The 21,309-nt window shown below is 76.2% G+C and carries 20 protein-coding genes; 11 read left to right on the top strand and 9 right to left on the bottom strand.

The genetic code is table 11. The features are described from left to right. Positions 1 to 233: 233 nt before the first annotated feature. Positions 234 to 1,661: a GAF domain-containing protein gene (locus ABT299_RS10495; protein WP_387023440.1), complete on the top strand. Its 1,428-nt coding sequence runs from the start codon at positions 234 to 236 to the stop codon at positions 1,659 to 1,661. Here ABT299_RS10495 and ABT299_RS10490 read toward each other — a convergent pair. Beyond that, entirely contained in the window at positions 1,658 to 2,389 is a 732-nt protein-coding gene (locus ABT299_RS10490; RefSeq protein WP_387023438.1) for a histidine phosphatase family protein, read from the bottom strand. The genes ABT299_RS10495 and ABT299_RS10490 overlap by 4 nt on opposite strands. Positions 2,390 to 2,451: 62 nt before the next feature. On the opposite strand from ABT299_RS10490, the gene ABT299_RS10485 reads away from it, so the two are divergent. Continuing rightward, the gene (locus ABT299_RS10485) at positions 2,452 to 2,814 is read left to right on the top strand and encodes a hypothetical protein (RefSeq protein WP_500250476.1); all 363 of its coding nucleotides are present in this window, start codon (positions 2,452 to 2,454) and stop codon (positions 2,812 to 2,814) included. A gap of 88 nt (positions 2,815 to 2,902) precedes the next feature. Next, entirely contained in the window at positions 2,903 to 3,277 is a 375-nt protein-coding gene (locus ABT299_RS10480) for a hypothetical protein (RefSeq protein ID WP_190863821.1), read from the top strand. A gap of 132 nt (positions 3,278 to 3,409) precedes the next feature. On the opposite strand, the gene ABT299_RS10475 is transcribed toward ABT299_RS10480, so the two are convergent. Continuing rightward, complete coding sequence (locus tag ABT299_RS10475; protein WP_387023436.1) at positions 3,410 to 4,348, bottom strand: NERD domain-containing protein; 939 nt, start codon at positions 4,346 to 4,348, stop codon at positions 3,410 to 3,412. A gap of 310 nt (positions 4,349 to 4,658) precedes the next feature. On the opposite strand from ABT299_RS10475, the gene hrpB reads away from it, so the two are divergent. Further along, positions 4,659 to 7,187: an ATP-dependent helicase HrpB gene (gene hrpB, locus ABT299_RS10470; RefSeq protein WP_500250475.1), complete on the top strand. Its 2,529-nt coding sequence runs from the start codon at positions 4,659 to 4,661 to the stop codon at positions 7,185 to 7,187. A 42-nt stretch (positions 7,188 to 7,229) separates the two neighbouring features. Here the strand turns inward: hrpB and ABT299_RS10465 are convergent, their stop codons facing one another. Continuing rightward, positions 7,230 to 7,994 carry a TetR/AcrR family transcriptional regulator C-terminal domain-containing protein gene (locus ABT299_RS10465; protein WP_190863699.1) on the bottom strand — a complete coding sequence of 255 codons (765 nt, stop codon included), beginning with the start codon at positions 7,992 to 7,994 and terminating at the stop codon, positions 7,230 to 7,232. A gap of 93 nt (positions 7,995 to 8,087) precedes the next feature. Here ABT299_RS10465 and ABT299_RS10460 point away from each other — a divergent pair, with 93 nt between their 5' ends. Next, complete coding sequence (locus tag ABT299_RS10460; RefSeq protein ID WP_500250474.1) at positions 8,088 to 9,095, top strand: ATP-binding cassette domain-containing protein; 1,008 nt, start codon at positions 8,088 to 8,090, stop codon at positions 9,093 to 9,095. Continuing rightward, a complete protein-coding gene (locus ABT299_RS10455) occupies positions 9,092 to 9,931 on the top strand; it encodes an ABC transporter permease (protein WP_190863695.1) in 840 nt (279 codons plus the stop codon). The genes ABT299_RS10460 and ABT299_RS10455 overlap by 4 nt, the downstream gene beginning before the upstream one ends. 57 nt (positions 9,932 to 9,988) lie before the next feature. Here the strand turns inward: ABT299_RS10455 and ABT299_RS10450 are convergent, their stop codons facing one another. The 3 genes from ABT299_RS10450 to ABT299_RS10440 all read right to left on the bottom strand — a co-directional run bounded on the left by ABT299_RS10450 (position 9,989) and on the right by ABT299_RS10440 (position 12,096). Beyond that, positions 9,989 to 10,702: a hypothetical protein gene (locus ABT299_RS10450; protein WP_387023428.1), complete on the bottom strand. Its 714-nt coding sequence runs from the start codon at positions 10,700 to 10,702 to the stop codon at positions 9,989 to 9,991. A gap of 66 nt (positions 10,703 to 10,768) precedes the next feature. After that, the gene (locus ABT299_RS10445) at positions 10,769 to 11,494 is read right to left on the bottom strand and encodes an anti-sigma factor family protein (RefSeq protein WP_500250473.1); all 726 of its coding nucleotides are present in this window, start codon (positions 11,492 to 11,494) and stop codon (positions 10,769 to 10,771) included. After that, positions 11,491 to 12,096, bottom strand: coding sequence for a sigma-70 family RNA polymerase sigma factor (locus tag ABT299_RS10440; RefSeq protein ID WP_151545513.1), 606 nt, complete (start codon positions 12,094 to 12,096; stop codon positions 11,491 to 11,493). Before ABT299_RS10440 ends, ABT299_RS10445 begins: the two co-directional genes overlap by 4 nt. A gap of 405 nt (positions 12,097 to 12,501) precedes the next feature. Here ABT299_RS10440 and ABT299_RS10435 point away from each other — a divergent pair, with 405 nt between their 5' ends. Further along, positions 12,502 to 13,212, top strand: a complete 711-nt coding sequence (locus tag ABT299_RS10435) for a hypothetical protein (protein WP_500250472.1) — start codon at positions 12,502 to 12,504, stop codon at positions 13,210 to 13,212. An 83-nt stretch (positions 13,213 to 13,295) separates the two neighbouring features. Further along, positions 13,296 to 13,724: a PPOX class F420-dependent oxidoreductase gene (locus ABT299_RS10430; protein ID WP_387023424.1), complete on the top strand. Its 429-nt coding sequence runs from the start codon at positions 13,296 to 13,298 to the stop codon at positions 13,722 to 13,724. 66 nt (positions 13,725 to 13,790) lie between these two features. Here ABT299_RS10430 and ABT299_RS10425 read toward each other — a convergent pair whose 3' ends face one another. Together ABT299_RS10425 and ABT299_RS10420 are read right to left on the bottom strand one after the other, a co-directional pair. Beyond that, a complete protein-coding gene (locus tag ABT299_RS10425; RefSeq protein ID WP_500250471.1) occupies positions 13,791 to 14,507 on the bottom strand; it encodes an SDR family oxidoreductase in 717 nt (238 codons plus the stop codon). A gap of 115 nt (positions 14,508 to 14,622) precedes the next feature. Further along, positions 14,623 to 15,399 (bottom strand): class I SAM-dependent methyltransferase, encoded by a 777-nt coding sequence (locus ABT299_RS10420; RefSeq protein ID WP_387023420.1) that lies wholly within the window; start codon positions 15,397 to 15,399, stop codon positions 14,623 to 14,625. 70 nt (positions 15,400 to 15,469) lie between these two features. On the opposite strand from ABT299_RS10420, the gene ABT299_RS10415 reads away from it, so the two are divergent. From ABT299_RS10415 to ABT299_RS10405, 3 genes are all read left to right on the top strand, one after another. Then, positions 15,470 to 16,033, top strand: coding sequence for a CGNR zinc finger domain-containing protein (locus tag ABT299_RS10415; protein WP_190859080.1), 564 nt, complete (start codon positions 15,470 to 15,472; stop codon positions 16,031 to 16,033). 142 nt (positions 16,034 to 16,175) lie between these two features. After that, positions 16,176 to 18,206: a CehA/McbA family metallohydrolase gene (locus ABT299_RS10410; protein WP_500250470.1), complete on the top strand. Its 2,031-nt coding sequence runs from the start codon at positions 16,176 to 16,178 to the stop codon at positions 18,204 to 18,206. 84 nt (positions 18,207 to 18,290) lie between these two features. Continuing rightward, a complete protein-coding gene (locus ABT299_RS10405; RefSeq protein WP_500198477.1) occupies positions 18,291 to 18,749 on the top strand; it encodes an SRPBCC family protein in 459 nt (152 codons plus the stop codon). Between the two features lie 96 nt (positions 18,750 to 18,845). On the opposite strand, the gene ABT299_RS10400 is transcribed toward ABT299_RS10405, so the two are convergent. Then, on the bottom strand, positions 18,846 to 21,308 hold the full coding sequence (locus tag ABT299_RS10400) for a GMC oxidoreductase (RefSeq protein WP_500250469.1): 2,463 nt from the start codon (positions 21,306 to 21,308) through the stop codon (positions 18,846 to 18,848). Position 21,309: the final 1 nt, after the last annotated feature.

Below are 21,309 nucleotides of genomic sequence, written 5' to 3'. Positions count from 1 at the left end.
GCCCCGTGCGCATTCCCCCCGGACGCGCTCGGGGCGGCGGGGCCCACAGGATGGCCCTCGGCTCCCAGCGGACGGAACGTTAGGCGCCCCCACGTTGCATGCACGTTGCGACCGACCGATCACACACGGTGCCGTAACCGGCCCGTTCGGGTTCCGTCGAACCGGTTGCACGGCCCGCCCGATGGGCCGATCCTCAAACCCGTCGACGTTGTCTCCGCAGGGGAAAGGCGCTGATGGTGGTGCAGAACCAGGTGGTCGCCGCGCGCCCGCCGATCGCCGAGTCGTGGCGGCGCTCGCGCGCCGCCGGGGTGGCCGCCGAGATCGCGGCGGCGCCGCTGGTGTTCGACCGCGACACCGTCGCCGACGCCCGCGGCGTCCACCCGCTCGACCCGCACCTGCCGCTGCTGCGCGACCTGCTGCGCAACGTCGCCGACGAGACCGAGCACCTGATGGTGATCACCGACGAGGCGGGGCGCGCGCTGTGGACGCAGGGTCCGCCCGCCGTCCGCCGGGAGGCCGAGCGGATCGGGCTGATGGAGGGGTTCTGCTGGTCGGAGGCGGCCGTCGGCACCAACGGCATCGGCACCGCCCTCGCCACCGGCCGCGCCGAGTACGTCTACGCCACCGAGCACGTCGCGCAGGTCCTGCACCGCTGGTCCTGCGCCGGCGCCCCGATCACCGACCCCGACACCGGCCGGATCATCGGCTGCATCGACGTCAGCGCCACCGTCGAGGCGCTGCACCCGGCGACGGTCGCGCTGGTCGCCGCCGCCGCGCGGCTCGCCGAGGCGCGGCTGGAGGTCGACATGCGGCGGCGCGACGAGCGGCTGCGCGAGCGGTTCCTCGGTCAGCTGCGCGGCGCCGGGGTGCTGGTCACCGCGTCCGGGCGGATCCTCGCCGCCCGCCGCGAGGACTGGCGGGGCCTGCGCCTGGCCGTGCCGTCCGAGGGCGGCGCCGTGACCCTGCCCGACGGCCGCGTCGCGCTCGCCGAGCCGCTCGGCGAGGTGTACCTGCTGCGGCCGGCGACCGGTGCCGGGGCAGGCGGCGCGCCCGGCCCCGCCGCGGACCGGCCCGTCCCGGACCGGCGGCCGCTGCTCACCCTCGCGCTGCTCGGCACCGACCAGCCGTCCGCGCGGCTCGACGGCGTCCACCTGCCGCTGACGCTGCGGCACGCCGAGATCCTCGCGCTGCTCGCGCTGCACCCCGAGGGCCTCAGCGGCGACCGGCTGTCCTGGCACCTGTACGGCGACGACGGCAGCCCGGTGACGGTCCGCGCCGAGATCCACCGGCTGCGGGCGCAGCTCGGCGGTATCGTCCGCGCCAAGCCGTACCGGCTGGACTGCGCGATCGACGCCGACTTCCTCACCGTCCGGCGGCTGCTGGACGAGGGCGACGTCGCCGCGGCCGTCCGGCTCTACGACGGCGAGCTGCTGCCCCGCTCGGACGCGCCCGCCGTGCGCGCCGAGCGCGACGAGCTGGCGGTGCGGATCCGCCGGTCCGCGCTGGACCGGGGGAGCGCCGACGCGCTGTGGACCTACGCCCAGACAGAGCAGGGCCGCGGGGACCTGGAGGCGCTGGAGCGGCTCAGAGAGGTCCTGCCGCAGGACGACCCGCGGCTGGCGGCCGTCGCCACCCGCCGCGCCCGCCTGCTCGACGACTAGGAGCCGACGCCCGCGTTGACCAGGTGCCCGCACTCGTTGTAGCAGACGGCGCGCAGCCCGCCGCCGTCGTCGTGCCGCCACCGCGTCACCGACGCGTTCGCGACCGGCTCCTTCTCCACTTCGAGCACCTGCCGCTCGGTGAGGTCCTCGACCAGGTAGCGGGTCATCACCACGATCGCGTCATGGGTCACCACCAGCGCCCGGCCGCCGGGGGCCTCGGCCTCCAGGTCGCGGTAGAAGCTGCGCAGCCGCAGCGCCAGGTCCGCCCAGGACTCGCCGCCGGGCGGCCGGTAGTAGAACTTGCCGAGCCGCTTCAGCCGGTCGGCCTCGTCCGGGTACCGGCGCTGCACCCCGATCCAGGTGAGGCCCTGCAGGATGCCCTGCTCGCGGTCGCGGATCCGCTCGTCCACCGTCATCCGCAGGCCGCCCGGGTCCTGCGGGCGGGCGTAGGACGTCTCGGCGAGCGCGAGGCGCGCGGTGTCCAGGGTCCGCAGGTACGGGGACACCGCGACGAGCGTCGGCCGCTCGTCCTCGGGGAGCGCGGCGAGCCAGCGGCCCAGCGCCGCCGCCTGCGCCCGGCCCCGCTCCGACAGCGGGACGTCCGCGTCGCGCTCGGGGATCCCCGTCTCCTCCGCGTCCGTGCCCTCCACCGCCTGGTAGGCGAGGTTGCCGGTGCTCTCACCGTGCCGGGTCAGGTTGAGCCACTGCAGCGAATTCACGGACGCCATGCTGCCATGGCCGGAGCCATGCGCGGACCGCGTGCTCTACAGCCGGTAGTACTCTCTAGGGCGTGACGACCGCCCTGGCCGCCGCGATCATCGTGGTGGCGCTCCTCATCGCCGTGTACGCGCTGGTGACGGCGCTGCGCGGGCGGGCGATGGGGCTTCCCGACCTGATCGGGCTCGGGGCGCTGGAGGTGCTGCTGATCGCGCAGGCCGCCGTCGGGTTCGTCAAGCTGTCGGGGGACGAGGGGCCGAAGCACCCCGCCACGTTCATCGGCTACCTGCTGGCCGTCCTGGTGATCCCGGTCGCGGGCGCCGTGTGGGGGCTGCTGGAGCGGACCCGGTGGGGCTCCGCGGTGCTGGTGGTCGCGGGCGTCGCCGTCGCCGTCATGATCGTCCGAATGAACCAGCTGTGGAGCGGCAGTGCCTGAGCCCGACACCGGCGTCACCGGCGAACCGGCCGCCGCCCGTCCCGACGGCGAGCGGGTCCGCACCGGTACCGGCAGCGGCCCCGGCCGGCTGCTCGTCGCCGTCTACGCGATCTTCGCGCTCGCGGCCGGCGCGCGCGCGGGCGTGCAGATCGGCACCAAGTTCTCCGACGCGCCGCTGGCCTACTCCCTGTCGGCGTTCGCCGCGGCCGTCTACGTTCTGGCGACGGTCGCGCTGGCCCGCGGCGGCCGGACGTCGTTCCGGGTCGCCGTCACGGCCTGCTCGGTGGAACTGGCCGGCGTCCTGGCGATCGGCACCCTCAGCCTCGTCGACCGCGCGGCGTTCCCGGACGCCACGGTCTGGTCCGGGTACGGCGAAGGGTACGGGTTCGTCCCGCTGGTCCTGCCGGTGGTGGGGCTGCTGTGGCTGCGCCGCACCGCCCGCCGCGCCCGCGCCGGCGGCTGATCCCCCGGGCCGCCCCGGCCGGACGGCCTGGAACCGCGCGCCCGCCGGTCCCGCGCCGGTCCCGGGGGGCGCGCGGAGCTCGTTCGTCTCCAACACGATCATCGGTCCTCGTCCCGTCGTCGGCGGGGCGGGTCAGGCCGCCGTGGTGACCGCGTCGCCGCCACCGGCGTCACCTGCGGCGACCTCCGCGGGCGCGGCGTCCGCCGGGGACGGGCCGGCGGGCTCGGCCGTCACCGGGCCCGCCTTCGCGGGCTCGGCGGTCACGGGGGTGTCGGCCGCCGGTTTCGCGGCGACCCGCGACGGCGGCGGGGGAGCGTCGGTCATGATGCGGCCGCCGATCGGCAGGCTGTGGACCGCGGCCCGCGCGATCGCCTCGACCTCCTCCGCGGAGTGCTCGGCGACCGGGTTGCGGCGCATCCAGCGCACCAGCCGCAGCGGCGGCGCGAACACGATCCCGTCGGCGGTGAACGGCGACCGGACCAGCTTGCCGCCGTGGACGGCCAGGACGGGCGTCACCGTCACCGGGGCGCCGTACCTGCCGGAGATCAGCCGCCCCGCCTCCGCGGCCCGCGCGGTCAGCCCGCCCACCAGCTTGGACTGGGTGCGGCCGTCGATGAACAGGCGGCCGCCGTGATGGGAGATCTCCGCGTCCGGCGCCCACGCCTCGTTGTGCACCAGCCACACCCCGCCCGGCCCGACGACCAGCTCGTCCGCGGTCTCGTGCCCGGGCACGACCCGGCCGTGCAGCACCCGGTGGCCGCGCCGCTCCAGCGTGAGGCGCAGCGTCCGGTCCATCCGCTCGACGCCGCGCCGCCCGCGCCGCCACACCCGGGAGGCGTTGTACAGCCGCCAGTGCACCAGCGCGTCGGCGGACGCAAGCAGGACGGCCGCAACGACTCCGAAAACAGCGTTCACCAGCAGCCCGCACAACAGCAGCGCCGCGAGCGCCAGAATTGCGCGGGTCCGCAACCGGCCTTTTCGGCCGCGCTGCCAGAGCTCCTCGTAAACCGCCTGGGGCGATCCGCCGGTGAACGCCTCACGGCCGCGGATATAGATGGACTCGCCGAGCATCACCGAACCTCCAGCACCAGCGACGACGGCCTCATTATGGCGAAAGGCGGCCGATTGCCGCCACACGTGGCGAGGTGAGGGAAACCAAACGGTAAAGCAACTTCCGGGTCCGGAGCATTGCTTACCTGGTAGTTTGCGGAGGTTGCCGGGGCGATTCCCGGGCAGAACTTTAGAGCGTTCTGCGTGGTTTATGAAATGCGCGATGCAACTATCACCGTAACCCGCAGAGGGCCTTTCGGGGCGGTGGCATTTCTCACATGGACGATCACCCGCGGCCACCGGTACGGTCGTCTGCCGCCACACTGGACGGATGCACATCAGCGCCGCCGAGGCCCTGCCGGTCCGCCATGCCGTCCCCGGGCTGCGCGCCGCGCTCGCCGCCCGCGGCGCCGCCGTCCTCGCCGCGCCGCCCGGCACCGGCAAGACCACCCTCGTCCCGCTCGCGCTGGCCGGCCTCGCCCTCGCCGCCGGCCACGAGGCGGCCCCGGGGCCGGCGGGCAAGGTCCTCGTGCTGGAACCGCGCCGGCTCGCCGCCCGCGCCGCGGCCCGCCGCATGGCCTGGCTGCTCGGCGAGCGCGTCGGCGGCAGCGTCGGCGTGATCGTCCGGGGAGAGTCCAGGCCCGGCTCCCGCGTCGACGTCGTCACCACGGGCGTGCTGCTCCAGCGCCTGCAGGACGATCCCGACCTCGACGGCGTCGGCACGGTGATCCTCGACGAGTGCCACGAGCGGCACCTCGACGCCGACACCGCGCTGGCGTTCCTGCTGGACGTCCGCGCGGCCCTCCGCCCCGACCTGCGCCTGGTCGCCGCGTCCGCGACCGCCGACACCGGGCCGTGGGCCCGGCTCCTCGGCGGCGGCGACGGCCCCGTGCCGGTGGTGGAGACCGAGGCCGCGCTGCACCCCGTCGACGTCGTGTGGGCGCCGCCGCCGCGCCCCGTCCCGCCGCCGCACGGCATGCGCGTCGACCCCGCGCTCCTCGCGCACGTCGCCGCGACCGTCCGGCGCGCGCTCGCCGAACACGACGGCGACCTGCTGTGCTTCCTGCCCGGCGTGGGGGAGATCGGCCGCGTCGCCGGGCAGCTCGCCGGCGTCCCCGCCGAGGTGCTGCAGGTGCACGGGCAGGCGCCGCAGGCGGTGCAGGACGCCGTCCTCGCGCCCGGCACGGGGCGCCGCGTCGTCCTCGCCACGTCCGTCGCCGAGTCCAGCCTCACCGTCCCCGGGGTGCGGATCGTCGTGGACGCGGGCCTGGCCCGCGAGCCGCGCACCGACCACGCCCGCGGGCTCGGCGCGCTCACCACCGTCCGCGCGTCCCGCGCCACCGCCGAGCAGCGCGCGGGCCGCGCCGGGCGCGAGGCGCCCGGCACCGTCTACCGGTGCTGGACGCGAGCCGAGCACGACCGGCTGCCCGCCCGCCCCCGCCCGGAGATCGAGCTGGCCGACCTCGCCGGCTTCGCGCTCCAGGCCGCGTGCTGGGGCGACCCGGACGCGAGCGGCCTCGCCCTGCCCGATCCGCCGCCCGCCGCCGCGATGGACGCCGCCCGCGACGTCCTGCACGCCCTCGGCGCCGTCCGCGACGGGCGGGTCACCCCGCGCGGGCGGCTGCTGGCGAGCGTCGGCCTGCACCCCCGGCTGGCCCGCGCCCTGCTCGACGGCGCCCGCGAGGTCGGCGCGCGCGACGCGGCCCAGATCGTCGCGCTGCTGTCCGAGCCGCCGCCCCGCGCGGCCGGCGACGACCTCACCGCGGCCTGGCGCGCGCTGCGCCGCCAGTCCCGTCCCGCCGGCGGCCACGCGGCCCGCTGGCGCGACGAGACCCGCCGCCTCGCCAGGTCCCTGCCCGCGGCGGCGGACCGGCCCGGCGAGCCCGCGCGCGGCGGCGACGACCTGGTGGCGGGGAGCGTGGTGGCGCTGGCGTTCCCGGAGCGGGTGGCGCGGGCGCGGCCGGGCGGCGGCGGGTACCTGATGGCGTCCGGGACGGGGGCGGTGCTCGCGGACGGGTCGGCGCTGGCCGGCGCGCGGGCGCGGTGGCTGGCGGTGGCGGCGGCCGACCGCCCGGCCGGGTCGGCGTCGGCGCGGGTGCGGCAGGCCGTCGTGATCGACGAGGACGTGGCCCGGGCCGCGGCCGCGCCCCTGCTGGAGACGGCGGACGAGGTGGCCTGGCGGGACGGGGACGTGGTGGCGCGGCGGGTCGAGCGGCTCGGCGCGATCGAGCTGGACGCGCGGCCGCTGCGCGACCCCGACCCCGAGCTGGTGCGGGCGGCGCTGCTGGACGGCGTGCGGGCCGAGGGCCTCGGGCTGCTGGACTGGACGCCGGCGGCCGTCGCGCTGCGGGAGCGGCTGGCGTTCCTGCACGGCGCGCTCGGCGACCCGTGGCCGGCGGTCGGCGACGCGGCGCTGCTGGACCGCGCGCCCGAGTGGCTGGCGGGCGCGCGGCGGCGGTCGGACCTGCGGCGGGTCGACGTGGCGGCGATGCTGCGGGGGCTGCTGCCGTGGGAGGCGGCGTCGCGGCTGGACGAGTACGCGCCGGAGCGGATCGAGGTGCCGTCGGGGTCGCGGATCCGGGTGGACTACGGCGGCGAGCGGCCGGTGCTGGCGGTCAAGCTGCAGGAGCTGTTCGGCTGGGACGCGGCCCCCCGGCTCGCGGGCGGGCGGGTGCCGCTGGTGGTGCACCTGCTGTCGCCGGCGGGCCGGCCGGCGGCCGTCACCGCGGACCTCGCGACGTTCTGGCGCGAGGGTTACAAGGCCGTCCGGGCGGAGCTGCGCGGCCGCTACCCCAAGCACCCCTGGCCCGAGGACCCCACCACGGCGGCGCCGACCCGCCGCACCAACCCCCGCCGCTGACCCCCGCGCCCGCCGCCGGGGACCCCGGCTGCGCCGCCGGTGTCAGGCGCGGGAGGCGACCAGGACCTCGATGCCGTCGAGGATGCGCGCGAGGCCGAACTCGAAGGCGTGCGCGGGGGCGACGGCGGCGTTGTGCTCCATACCGGCGGCGGTGCCGACGCGGGAGCTGAGCGGATAGTCCTGGCCGCCGGTGTCGATCTCCTCCAGCAGCGGCGCGAGGGCCTCCCACCACTGGGCGTCGGTCATGCCGCTGCGCCGCTCGGCCTCGGCGGCGTTGACCGAGACGCGCGCTGAGCTCTCGGCGAAGCCGGTGACGAGCGCGACGACGGAGTCCATCTCCAGGTCGGTGAGGCCGATGCCGTCGACGGCGCGCAGCTCGGCCTCGTACTTGGCGAACACGGCGGGGCCCATGGGCGGGCGGACGGCGGCGACGTGCAGCAGCCAGGGGTGGCGGTGGTAGAGGTCCCAGTTGTCGCGGGCGATGTGCTCGAGCCTGGCCCGCCAGCCGCCCGGCACGCCGTCGGCGGGGGTGAGCTCGGCCATGGCGCGGTCGAGCATGACGTCGATCAGCTCGGCCTTCCCGGGGACGTAGGTGTAGATCGACATCGGCGCGACGCCGAGCTCGTCGGCGATGCGGCGCATGGACAGCGCGTCCAGCCCCTCGGCGTCGGCCAGGGCGATCGCGGTGCGGACGATGCGCTCGGCGCTGAGCTTGGGCTTGGGGCCGCGCTTGGGCCGGTCGGGCACGCCCCACAGGAGCTCCAGGCTGCGCCGCGGGTCACCGCCCCCGCTGTACTCGGTCGTCACGCCCGCATCCTCCCAGGGATGAAACTCTGTACGACGTACGTTATAGTCTCCGCGATGGTTAATCCGTATTGCGTACGGAGTTTCGGGAGACCCATGACAGAGCCACGGGCCGCGGTCGACGCGGCCGGACTGCGCAAGACCTACGGCGGGACCGCCGCCCTGGACGGGCTGGACCTGCGGGTGCCCGCCGGCACCGTGCACGGCCTGCTCGGCCCCAACGGCGCGGGCAAGACCACCTGCGTGCGCGTCCTCACCACGCTCGCCCGCCTGGACGGGGGCCGCGCCGCCGTCGCCGGGCACGACGTCGTCCGGGCCCCCGAGCTGGTCCGGACCCGGATCGGTCTCGTGGGGCAGCACGCCGCCGTCGACGAGGTGCTCACCGGCCGGCAGAACCTCGTCATGTTCGGCCGCCTCCACCACCTCGGCGTCCGCGGGGCGCGGCGGCGGGCGGACGAGCTGCTGGAGCGGTTCCGGCTCGCCGACGCCGCCGACCGCCCCGCCGGGACGTACTCCGGCGGCATGCGGCGGCGCCTCGACCTCGCCGCCGGGATGATCCTCGCGCCCGCCGTGCTGTTCCTCGACGAGCCCACCACCGGCCTCGACCCGCGCAGCCGCATCGAGGTGTGGGACGCGGTCCGCGCGCTCGCGGGCGGCGGCACCACCGTCGTCCTCACCACGCAGTACCTGGAGGAAGCCGACCGGCTCGCCGACGCCGTGTCGGTGATCGACCGCGGCCGGGTGATCGCCGAGGGCGCGCCGGACCGGCTGAAGTCCCGGCTCGGCGGCGACCGGCTGCGGATCGTCGTCGAGGACCCCGGCGCGCTCGGCGCCGCCGCCGCGATCGCCGGCCGGGTGTCCGGCGCCGAACCGGAGGTGGACGCCGGCGCCCTGGCGGTCGGCGCGCCCGTCACCGACCCGGTCGCCGCGCTCACCGGTGCCGTCCGCGCGCTGGACGAGGCGGGCGTGCGGGTCGCCGACATCGGCGTGCGCCGCCCCACCCTGGACGAGGTGTTCCTGCACCTCACCGGCGGCCCCGCCGCAGGATCCGAAGGGCCGGCCCGCGACGAGCCGGCGCACGACGACGAGGAGGTCTCCGCGTGACCGCGCCCACGTACGTCCCGCAGGTCCCGCGCACCCCGCTCGGGCGGCTGCGCTGGGCGGCCGCCGACGGCTGGACGCTCACCCTGCGCGCCCTCGCGCACTGGGCGAAGCGCCCCGAGCAGCTCGCGATGAGCCTGCTGTTCCCGGTGATGGTCGTGCTGATGATGGGCTACCTGTTCGGCGGCCAGATGGACGTCCCCGGCGGGGACTACCGGGCGTTCATCGTCCCCGGCATGTTCGCCATGACGATGGTGTTCGGCGTCGAGAGCACCTTCACCGCGATCGCCGTCGACGCCGCCCGGGGCGTCTCCGACCGGTTCCGGGCCATGCCGATGGCGCCGTCGGCCGTCGTCGTCGGGCGCGGCGCCGCGGACCTGGTCGACGCGCTCCTCGTGCTCGCGGTCATGGCGGTGTGCGGCGTGCTGATCGGCTGGCGCGTGCACGGCGGGGCCGGCGCGGCGCTCGCGGGCCTCGGCCTGCTGCTGCTCCTGCGGTTCGCGCTGGTCTGGGTCGGGATCTACCTCGGCCTGGTCGCCAAGGGCCCCGAGTCGGTCATGATGATCCAGATCCTGGTGTGGCCGGTCGGGTTCCTGTCCAGCGCGCTCGTCGCGCCGAGCACCATGCCGGCCTGGCTCGGCGCGGTCGCCGAGTGGAACCCGATGTCGGCGACCGTCACCGCGTGCCGCGACCTGTTCGGCGACCCGTCGCGGGACGCGCTGGCGAGCGGCTCGTGGGCGGCCGGGCACAGCGCGCTACTCGCGGTCGCGTGGCCGCTGGCGATCACGGCGGTGTTCTTCCCGCTGGCCGTCCGCCGCCACCGCGCGCTCGGCCGCTAGCGCCCTCGGCTCCCTGCCTTGGGCACGCTGCCTCCAGCGCGCTGCCTCCAGCGCGCTTTAGCGGGCGCGGCCGAGCAGCTCGGCGCGGTGCCGGGCCAGGGCCAGGGCCGGGTAGCACGCCTCGGGCAGCGGTTCCGCGCCGTTCAGCGCGGTGCGGAGCCGCTCGCCCACGGCCGCCGCGTCGTAGGGCTGGACGACGCACAGCTCGGCCTGCATCGCCTGCCGCGCCGCCGTCATCAGCGCCGGGACGTCACCGACGATCACGACCTCGGTGGGGGAGTCGCCGTAGGACAGCCGGACCGCCAGCGCGTGCATGCCCGCCGTGCCCGCGTCCTCGTAGCGGAACTCGCACACCAGCCGGTCGCCGTCCAGCGGGCCCTCCTGGATCAGCCACGCCTGCCCGGGGACGACGCGGCCGAGCGAGCCCTCCCACGGCGCCGCCGGGAGATCGCGCAGCGCGTCCGCCGCCTTGCCCGCGGCGGTGCGCCCGACGGACGGGCCGATCGCGGCGAGCGCGCGCAGGAACGTCCGGGCGCCGGGCGTCGCCGCGGCCCGCAGCGACATGATCAGGTCGCCGAGCGCGGCGCGCCGGCCCGCCTCGTGCGGGGCGGCGGCCTCCAACGTCCCGAGCTGCGCGGACGTCCACACCTCGGCCTGCAGCGCGCCGGGCAGCGCGGGCAGCGCGTCCGCCTCCCGGACGAACGCCGCGTAGACCTCGCGGAGGCCGGGAAGCATCAGCCGCGGGCCGGGGGACGGTCGGGTCCTGCTCATCCGACCAGCCTAGGGGACGCGCCTCCGTGGTCCCCGTCACGCCGCCCCAGGCCGGGCGGGCCGGGGTCAGGCGGGGACGGTGAGCAGCGTCCGCCCGCCGGGGCCGAGCGTGCGGACCTCGAAGCGCCTGATGTCGGCGGGCTTGACCGCGGCGCCGCCCTGCACGGTCAGCCGCGGCTGCGGCGAGCCGGGCAGGCCGTACCCCTTGGCGGGGACGGACCAGCCGGCGACGGTGTGGGCGCGGCCCGCGCCGTCCACCGCGACGAGCTCGCACTCCAGAGGCCCGCGGACCTTGCTGAGCTGCAGCGCGACCCGGCTGCCCCACGGGGTCCCCTGCGTCGCGACGGTCCCGGACGCCCCCGTCCCCGCGTCGGAGGCGGCCGTGCGGTGCCCGTCGCGCAGCAGCGCGGCGGCGCCGTCGGCCGCCCCCGACGCGCGCGCGGGAGCGGGGGACCGGTCCGCGCCGACGGTGTACCCGGCGCCGAGCGCGCCGGCCAGCAGGACGAGCCCGGCGGCGGCGCCCACCAGCGTCCGCGCCGTGCGGCCGCGGCGCTCGCGGCGGATGCGGCGGTGCAGCAGCTCCGGCACCGGCGCCGGCTCGGGCAGGCCGCCCGGCGCCTCGGCGATCGGGCCGATGCCGTCCAGGGTCGCGGCGACGCCGCTGAGCGCGGCCAGCTCCTCGTGGCACGGCAGGCAGGACGACAGGTGCGCCTCGAACGCGCGCCGGTCCGGCTCCTCCAGCAGGCCGAGGGCGTAGGCGCCGACGTCGACGTGCGCGGCGGGCGCGGTCATGGCGTCACGCCCCTCTCCTCCAGGGCGACCCGCAGCGCCCGGAGCGCGTAGTAGACCCGCGACTTCACGGTCCCGACCGGGATGCCGAGGTGCCGGGCGGCCTCGTTCACCGACCGGTCCCGGAAGAACGTCTCGTTGAGCACCTCGCGGTGCGCGGGCGACAGCGCGAGCAGGGCCTCGGAGACGACGACGGAGCGCAGCAGGTCCTCCAGCCCGTCGGGGACGCGCATGTTCTCCAGCGGTCCCTCGCCCGCCTCCTGCGGGCGGGCGTTCTTGCGGCGCTGGTCGTCGATGACGATCCGGCGCGCGACGGTCGCGAGCCACGGCAGCAGCGACGCCGCGTTCTCGTCGAGCTGGTGCGCGCTGCGCCAGGCGCGGATCATGGTCTCCTGCACCACGTCCTCGGCCCAGTGCCGGTCGCCGCCGGTGAGCCGCAGCACGAACGACAGCAGCGGCCGGCCGTACACCCGGTACAGCTCGGTCACGATCACCTGGTCGTCGACCGCGCCGGCGGGCCGCGGGCCGCGGAACCAGCTCCAGGGACCGGACGCGGCGGGAGGGCGGGCGCGGGACGGCGCCGCGGTGGACGATCTGTTGGCCATCGTGCTCTCCGGCGGGTGCGGGGGCGGGGACGCGGCGCGGGGGACGGTGCGCGGTGCGCCGGGTGTCGCGTCGGGAGGCAGTACGCGACGGGGGCGACGGCCGGTTCAAGAGGTGCCGGAAACGGCATCGGACCGCCGGCCGCGCTGGCCGTTTTGCGGTGAATATTCCGGTAGCGCCCTTGCTTGTTCGCTAGGTATTACTTACTTGAGGGCGCCGACGGCGCCGCCGTCCCGTCCAAGTGACCGGAAACGACGTCACACGAGAGCGGAGGAGGCGACGCACGACCCACCTTTGCCATTCGGACGACCGCGGCGATCCTCCATCAGGCAACACTCACTCCACAGTGGAGCGAATGCGGGGCAACCGGCCCTCTATTTGCTCGGAGGACGAGGGGCGGATTCGGAGTGGAAGGGAACGAGCGACACGCGCTGCACTACCGCCTGCTCATGGCGGTGGACATCCAGGGGTACAGCAAGCGGGACACCAGCGAGCAGCTGCTCGCCCAGCGCCAGCTGTCGGAGGCGCTCGACCGCGCCGCGCGCGGCGTCGGGCTCGACCGGTCCCGCTGGGACAAGCAGGTCGGCGGCGACGGCGAGCTGGCCACGCTCCCGGACGGGATCGACCCCGCGCCGGTGGCGGGCGACTTCCCCATCGGGCTCGCGGGCGCGCTGCGCGACATCAACCGCGCGGCGGCCGAGGCGGGCGCCCGGTTCCGGCTGCGGGTGCGGCTCTCGCTGCACCACGGCACGCTGACCGCCGGGCCGTTCGGGCCCGCCGGCGACGCGCCCATCGTCGTCCAGCGGCTGCTGGACGCGGGGCCGCTGCGCCGCCTGCTGTCCGCCGACCCCGAGCGCGACCTGGCCTACGTGGTCTCGGACTCGCTCTTCGACGACGTCGTGCGGACGGGGTTCTGCGCGCTGCGCCCGGACGCGTTCCAGGCGGTCAAGGTCACCGCCAAGGGCGCGGTGTTCCGCGGCCACATCCTCACCGACCGGACCGCGCTCGCCCCCGCCGGCGGCACCGGCGACGAGAGCGGCGGGAGCGGCGGGCCGGGCGGCGAGGGGCCGGCCGACGACGCCCGCGTGTTCGACTTCCCGGCGCTGGCGGCGCGCTGACGTGTCCGGGACCGTCCTCCGGGAAGTGATCGGAACCGGGCGCGGTTGTGCCCTGGAGACGATCACGACCCGGGAGGCGGACGATGGCGGACGACGCGGCACTGGTGAAGCTGCTGGAAGAGCGGGACCTCGGCGTGCTGGCCACGCTCAAGCGGGACGGGCGGCCCCAGCTGTCCAACGTCAACTACCACTTCGACGCGGGGTCCCGGCTGATCCGCGTCTCGATCACCGCCGACCGGGCCAAGGCCCGCAACCTGCGCCGCGACCCGCGGGCGAGCCTGCACGTCAGCGCGCCGGACGGCTGGTCGTACGCGGTCGCCGAGGGCACCGCGGAGCTGACCGCGGTGGCCGCCGACCCGCACGACGCGGCGGTGGAGGAGCTCGTCGACGTGTACCGCGCCATCCGCGGCGAGCACCCCGACTGGGACGAGTACCGGCGGGTGATGGTGCAGGACGGGCGGCTGGTCCTCAAGCTGCACGTCGAGCACCTGTACGGGATGGCCCGCTCCTGACGCCGCGGGGCCGGGGGCGCGCGCCGCGCCCCCGGCCCCCGGCGTCCGAGGCGTCCGGGGCGCCCGTCAGTGCACCTGGCCGGACGGCCGCAGCACGACGGAGTTGACCTCGACGCCCGCCGGCTGCGCCAGCGCCCACACGATGGACTCCGCGACGTTGTCCGCCGTCATGACGGGCCCGTCGGGCACGCCGTCCTGCCGGGAGTCCCAGAACGGCGACTCGACCCGTCCCGGCGAGACCAGCGTCACGCCGACGCCCGAGCCGGTGACGAGCACCCGGAGGTTCTCCGCCAGCGCCGTCACCGCGAACTTGGTCACCGAGTAGAAGTTGCCGGGCGTGTTCTTCACGCCCGCGGTGCTGCCGACCAGCACGATCCGGCCGCCGGCCATGCGCAGCGCGGGCAGCGCCGCCCTGACCAGCAGCGCCGGGCCGAGCACGTTGGTCAGCAGCATCTCCCGCCACTGCTCGGGGTCGCCGTTCGCCAGGTCGTCGTGGGTGGAGAACCCCGCGTTGGCGACCACGTGGTCCAGCCGCCCGAACGCGGCGACCGTCCCGTCCACCGCCGCGCCGACCGCCTCGGGGTCGGACGCGTCGCCGGGGAAGGTCAGCAGGGCGTCCCCGCCGCCGGCGTCGGCGGCGAACGCCTTCAGCCGGTCCTCGCCGCGCCCGGTGATCGCGACGCGGTGGCCGCGGCCGAGCAGGATCCGGGTGGTGGCCGCGCCGATCCCGCTGCCGCCGCCGGTGACCAGGGTGACCGGGGCGCCGTCCGCCGATGTGCTCATCGTGGGTCCTCATCCTCATCGTGGTGCCGCCGCCGGTGCGGCGGACGCGGACGATCATGAGCGTACGGCCCGCCGCCGCGTCCGGACCAGCGGGCGCGCCCCCGCAGCCCGCCGCTCAGCCGGCGAGGAGGGCGGCGAGCACGCGGTTGTCGCCGTGCTGCCAGAGGGTGCCGACCTCGGCGAACCCGGCCGCGCGCAGCGCGTCGGCGTGCGCGGACAGCAGCCGCGACGGCGAGCCGTGGTGGCCGGTCACCTCCTCGCCGCTCGCGCCGCGCAGCTCGGCGAAGGCGGGGTCGGCGCCGATCGCCTCCCACCACTCGGCCCAGTTCTCGGGGCGGGCGCCGGCGGCGCGGCGGGTCCGCTCGCGCTCGCGCAGCGCGGTGTCCAGCCCGGCGAGGCCGGGCGTGACGTCGTCGACCTGCAGCTCGTCGCCGTTGAGGAACAGCCCGCCGGGCCGCAGCAGGGTGGCCAGCTCCGAGTAGACGACGCGCAGCTCGGCGGGGGAGATCCAGTGCAGCGCGGTGGTGGAGACGGCGGCGTCGGCCTGCCGGGGCAGCCGCAGCCGGGCCGCCCAGCCGGGCTCGCGCAGGTCGAGCGCGGTGAACGCGATGCCGTCGCGGCCGGCGTGCACGGCGCGGCCGAGCGACAGCAGGAGCGGGTCGGTGTCGATGGCGACGACGGTGGCGCCGGGGATCCGGTCCAGGATCCGGCCGGCGAGGGAGCCGGGGCCGCAGCCGAGGTCCAGCACGAGCGGGTCGGGCCGGCCGGCGGCGGCCTCGACGGCGTCGATCATCGCGGTGAAGCGCTCCTCGCGGTCGGGCACGTAGCCCTCCTGCTGGGCGTCCCAGCGCGCGATCCAGGTGCCGGCGGTCTCCTGGTCGAGCAGCGTCATGACCCCTCCTGTGACTGTCATGTAGCCTTTGGACAGTTACACGCTAAACCGGGAAGGCGTAACTGGTCAAGTGAACTTCAACAGTCACACCGATGGCGTGGTGGCGGACACCGTCGCGCTGGTCAACGAGCTGACCGAGGGGGAGAGCCGCGGGCGCCCGCACCCGGTGCCCGACCCCGTCGCCGCGGGCGAGGCGTTCCTGGAGCGGGCCGGCTGGCCGCGCAGGCTCACCCCCGAGCAGGCCGCGGAGCTGGCCGCCGTCGCCCGCGAGCTGCGCGCCGTCTTCGAGGCCGTCACCGCCGGCGACCTCGACGACGCCGCCGAGCGGGTCAACCGCCTGCTGGAGGAGACGCAGGCCAGGCCCCGCCTGGAGCGCCACGACGGGGAGCCCTGGCACGTGCACTTCCACGGCGTCGGCGACACCATCACCGCCGACTGGGGCGCGTCGTGCGCCACCGGCCTCGCCGTCGTCCTCGGCGGGGAGCTGTACGACCGGCTCGGCGTGTGCACCGCGCCGCACTGCGACCGCGTGTACGTCGACACCTCGCGCAACGGCAAGCGCCGGTTCTGCTCGACCGCCTGCCAGAACCGCGTCAAGACGGCCGCGTTCCGTGCGCGCGCGCACACGACGTGACCGCCGTGGAGCATGATCCATATACCCGGTGGTGCATTCCCTCGCTCGCGGTTGCGGCCGCCGCACCGGGGCCGGATGCGGACCCTAGGCGGCGCACCGGTTCCGTGTAACGCTGGCGGTCCCCCACCACCGGGAGACGACGATGTGCGACGCCGACCCGCCGGTACCGCCCGCGGTGGCGCGGGCGCTGGAGGAGTACCGCGAGCTTCTGCGCGAGCACGGCCCGACCTGGGGAGAGCCCGCCAACGGCTTCGTCCGGCAGATCGAGACGAGCGCCTTCCTGCTGGACGAGGCCGACTTCTGGATGGCCGGCCTCCAGCGGCTCCTGGCGCGGTACCCGGACGCCACGGCGGAGGAGATCGACGCGCGCGTGCCCGAACTCGTCGCCGCCGAGGTCGTCCGCGACGCCCTCGCCGGCCGGGTCCTGGACAACCTCGCCGCGCTGCGCCTCACCCCGGACGGCGCGTCGCTCGAGAGCGTCCCCCGGACCCTGCCCGACGGGCGGGACCTGCGCACCACGCTGCTCATCGACTCCTCGCGCACCGCGCCCGCCACCGTCCGCGTGGACGGCGCCGACCACGACATCCCGCCCGGCGGCGTCCGGCTCGTCCCCATCACCTCGGAAAGCAGCGTCACCGCCGACGGCACGCCGATCGCGCTCGACGGGCTGGTCAGGCGCGTCCCCACCGGACGGCTGCGGCTGCGCGCCGGGACCCCGTGCCGCTGGACGGTGATCGGCGCCGACGGCCAGGGCTGGTACCCCGCCGGCGCCCCCGAGCGGATCGACGCGCACCGCGCCCCCTACTTCCACGGCGACGACCTCGTCCTCGACGTCCCCGCCGAGCCGCTGACCGTCCGCGTCACCCGCGGCATGGAGCACGGCACGGCGGAGAAGGACGTCACCCCGGAGGCGGGCGCGGAGACCCTCGTCGAGATCGCCCCGGAGCGGCTCTACGACGCGGCCGCCAAGGGCTGGTACGGCGGCGACATGCACGTCCACATGAACTGGACGGGCGACACCGTCGGGACGCCCGCGCAGGCCGCCGCCGTCCAGCGGGGCGAGGACCTGCACGTCCTCAACCTCGTCGCCGGGAACGTGGCGGGCGAGCGCGTCTACGACCGCGAGGCCCTGGAGCACTGGGCCGGCGACGACCTGCCCTGGTCCGACGCGACCCACCTCGCCCGGCTCGGCGTCGAGTACCGCAACGACCTGCTCGGCCACCTGTACGCGTTCGGCGTGGACGCGCCACCCGGCCGCTACCACACCGGGTTCGCCGGCGACCCCGACTGGCCGCCGAACGGCGAGGGCTACCGCGAGCTGCGCGAACGCGGCGCGCTCATGGGGTACAGCCACCCGTTCCACCTCCCGGCGGACGACGGCGACCCGCCCGCCGCGCTGCTGACCGCCGGCCGCAACTGCTCGGCCCGCGAGATCGTCGCCGACGCCGCGCTCGGCCTCGTCGACACCCTCGACGTCGTCAACCACTCCTCGATCCAGGCCACCGCCGTCATGTACCGGCGGCTCCTCGGCGCCGGCAACCGGCTGGCCGCCACCGCCGGGACGGACGCGATGCTGTCGTTCCAGCGGCGCGGCAACCAGTCCAGCCCGCCCGGCTGGGGACGCGTGTACGCCCGCGTCGACGGCCCCCTCACCGCCGCGTCGTTCGCGGTGGCCGTCCGGCGCGGCCGCACCTTCGCCACCACCGGCCCCTGGCTGGAGCTGGAGGTGGACGGGCACGGCCCCGGCGACGTCCTCGACCTCGCGCCCGGTGACCGCGTCACCGCGACGGCCCGGACCGTCGGACCCGAGGTCGCGAGCGTCCAGCTGCGGACCGCCGACGGCGTCCTCGCCGAAGGCCCGCCCGGCGAGGTCACCGCCGAGCTCACCGTCGGCCGCCCCACCTACCTCGTCGCCGTCGCGACGGGGCCGCCGCACCCGCGGTCGATGAGCCGCGGCGGCGCGTACGCCCACACCAGCCCCGTCCACCTGCACGTGGACGGCAGGCCCGCGGCCCGCGAGGACGACCTGCGCTGGTGCCTGGACTACCTCGACGGCCTGGAGGACATGATCCGCCGCGCCGCCCGCCTCGACGGCCCCGGGCAGCTCGCCGGCCACCTCGACCTCCTCGACCGCGCCCGCGCCGTCTACCGGACCCGGCTCGCCGGAACGTGAGCCCGGCTCGCCGGGCGCGGAAGGGCTTGTGCGCCGGTACCCGGCTGGCTACCGTGCGGTAGTCACGACGGGGAAAGGCCCACCATGCCCTACGAGATCGAGGCGACCGCCGCCACCACCGCCGCGCCCGACGAGATCTTCCGGCACCTCGCCGTGCCCGAGGCATGGGGCGCCTGGGGCAGGTTCCCGACCGCCGCCAAGCAGACCCGCAAGGGCGACACCACCACCTACGGCGTCGGCGCGGTCAAGTCGATCTGGCCCGCCGCCGAGCAGACCGTCGCCTACGAGCCCCACGCCCACTTCGCCTACATCGCGCTCAAGGGCCTGCCCGTCCGCCACTACCGCTGCGACGTGTACCTCGACCAGCGCGGCACCGGCACGTTCATCCGCTGGCACTCCCGCTTCGAGCCGCTGGTCCCGGGCACCGGCGCGGCGCTGCGCCTCGGCCTGAAGGCCATGATCGACGCCTTCGCCCGCTGGCTGCCCGCGCACGCCGAGCACTGCCCGCCCGACTGCCCCGCCCGCCGCGCCGGCGACCTCTGACGCCTCCCCCCGGCGGACGGGCCGCGGAGAAAAAGGTGCAGGCCGAGAGCACCCCGCAGTTCCCTCGGCCTGCACGTTCGAGCCCCCCTCGGGAGATCAGCCCGGATGATCCGGGCCGTACACCTCCCACAGCTCCCCGGCGAAGAACCGGCCGAAGCGCAGCAGCGTCTCCAGGCCGTCCGGGCCGGACGTGCGGAAGGTCGTCAGCTGCCGCGCGAAGTCCGACAGCTGGATGTGCAGGACGCCCGCCCCCGCGACCGGCGCCCCGTCCTCCGCCTCCTCCGGGACGTGCCCCTCCAGCAGCCGCACGTACAGCGTGGAGGTGTCCGGCCAGATCCGCGTCGGCGGACCGTGCAGGACGTTCTTGTGCCCCGCGAGGGTCAGCGGGCGCCCCGCCCCGTCGGTGAAGTACAGCCGGTACTTCATCAGCCGGCGGTCCTCCCCGCCGTCGGGGACGAACAGGTTGAACCACCCCCGCTCCACCTCGCGGCGCCCCCCGTGCCCCGCCGCGTCGACCCACCCCTCGGCCGTCGCGGTGTGGCCCGGCTCGTCCAGGAACCGGTCCACGTCGTGCGCGATGATCGTCAGCCGGAACGCCAGCGGGATCCGCCCGTCGGCCAGCTCCCCGATCCGCGCGTCGCGCTCCCCGTAGGTGATGAACCCCTTCATCTCCTCGGTGAACGACAGCGACGTACGGCCGGGCGCCGCGGTGGACGGTCCCCCCGGACCCCCGCGGCTCCCCGAGCCCTGGCCGTACGCCGAGTCGCGCCCCGCCCCGTCCGGCGAGCCGGCACCCCCGGCCGGCTCGGCCCCCGTGTCGGACGGGACGGTCCCCGCACCCTCCGGCCCGCCCGCGCCCCCGCGGCCGGGCAGGTCCTCCAGCAGCCGCGTCGCCAGCCGGTCGGCCTGCGCGGCGATCGTCAGCGAGGGGTTCGGGCCCACCGGACCCGGCATCGCCGCCCCGTCGGCGATGTACAGGCCCGGGAACCCGAACACCTCGCCGAAGGCGTCGCAGACGCCCTCGCCCGGGTGCGCCCCCATCGGGGCGCCGCCCAGCGGATGCACCGTGACGATCCGCTTGCGGAACCACATCGGGTTGTCGGCGTAGTGCGCGCCGAGCACGTCCGCGATGCCCTGCATGGTCTTGCGGACGCGGGTGAACAGCGCCTCGCTGGTCTCGGTCGTCCAGTCCGCGGCGAGCCGGCCGCCCTTGAGGCGCAGCCGCCCGTCCGCGGTGTCGCGGCCCATGCCGAGCAGCGGCAGCGAGCTCACCGTCAGCGCCCCGTCCCCGATCAGCTCGGAGATCTCCTTGGACAGGTTGGTGTCCGGCGCGTCCTTGAAGAACTCGGTGAACCGGCCCCACAGGAACTTCACCGCGCGCTCGATCTCGTGGCCGGTGTCGAAGCCCTGCACGATCCAGTCGGCGAACGCCGGGTAGCCGCCGTCCTCGATGTAGGCGCCGCGGCCCGCGCCGGGCACCCCGTCCACCTCGTCCGGCAGCCGGATCGCGGTGGTGATCACCGGGCCGCGCGCGGCGTCCAGCGGCCGGACCCGGTTGCGGTCCTTGGCGTTCAGCAGGAACGTCAGCAGGTCGCCGTTGCCGCTGAACCGGCTGCCGAGCGCCTCGCTCAGCCCCGGGAAGGCCTCCCGCGACCTCAGCAGCAGGAACGTCGTCCCGTAGGTGCCGGCGCCGAGGATCAGCCGGTCGCAGGAGATCGTCATGACCCGCGGCCGCCGCGCTTCGGCGGTGAGGTCGGCGTGGTGGACGTAGTCGACCTCGTACCCGCCGCCCGGCCGCGGCCGGATCGCCTTCACCTCGTGGGAGGTGCGGATGTCGGCGCCGTGGTGCGCCGCCGCCGACAGGTAGGTGTGGTCGAGGCTGTTCTTGGCGCCCTCGTTGCAGCCGATGTCGCACTCGCCGCACAGCCGGCACGTCCGCCGCCCGATTCCGTGGAGGTTGCCGTAAGCGGGGTCGGCGATCGGCAGGCTGATCCCGGGCGTGCCGCCCGGGCGGTCGGCGAAGCTCACCGCCAGCGGCGGCAGCGTGATGTCCAGGCCCAGCTCGGCCGCCGCGTCCTGCATCGCGTGCGTCTTCGGGGTGTCGTCGAACGGCGCCCGGTCCAGCGGGTACGGCGTCGCGCCCAGCATCCGCTCGACCGCGTCGTAGTGCGGGTCCAGGTCGGCGCGGGAGATCGGCCACGACTCGTACCCGCCGCCGCGCATCGGCTGGTCGTGCACGAACCAGTGCTCGTCCTTGCGCAGCAGCACGTTCGCGTAGATCAGCGACCCGCCGCCGAGGCCGGAGGAAACGACCGAGTCGCAGCCCTCGAAGCTCCACACGTCGAACATCCCGTACAGCCCGGCGGCCGGGTCCCAGAACGCGCGGCCCATCTGCGCGGGGGAGCGGGGGAAGCTGCCCGGCGGGTACGGCTGCCCGCGCTCCAGCAGCACCACCTGCCGCCCGGCCTCCGCCAGCCGGTACGCGGTCACCGAGCCGCCGAACCCGGAGCCGACGACGACGGTGTCGGCGTGCTCGACGCTCTCGCGGGGGGCGCCCATG

The sequence above is a fragment of the Spirillospora sp. NPDC000708 genome (assembly GCF_040299565.1).
GTDB lineage: Bacteria > Actinomycetota > Actinomycetes > Streptosporangiales > Streptosporangiaceae > Spirillospora.
The sequence above is the reverse complement of the archived record's forward strand: the minus strand, read 5'-3'. Positions and strand labels throughout refer to the sequence as shown.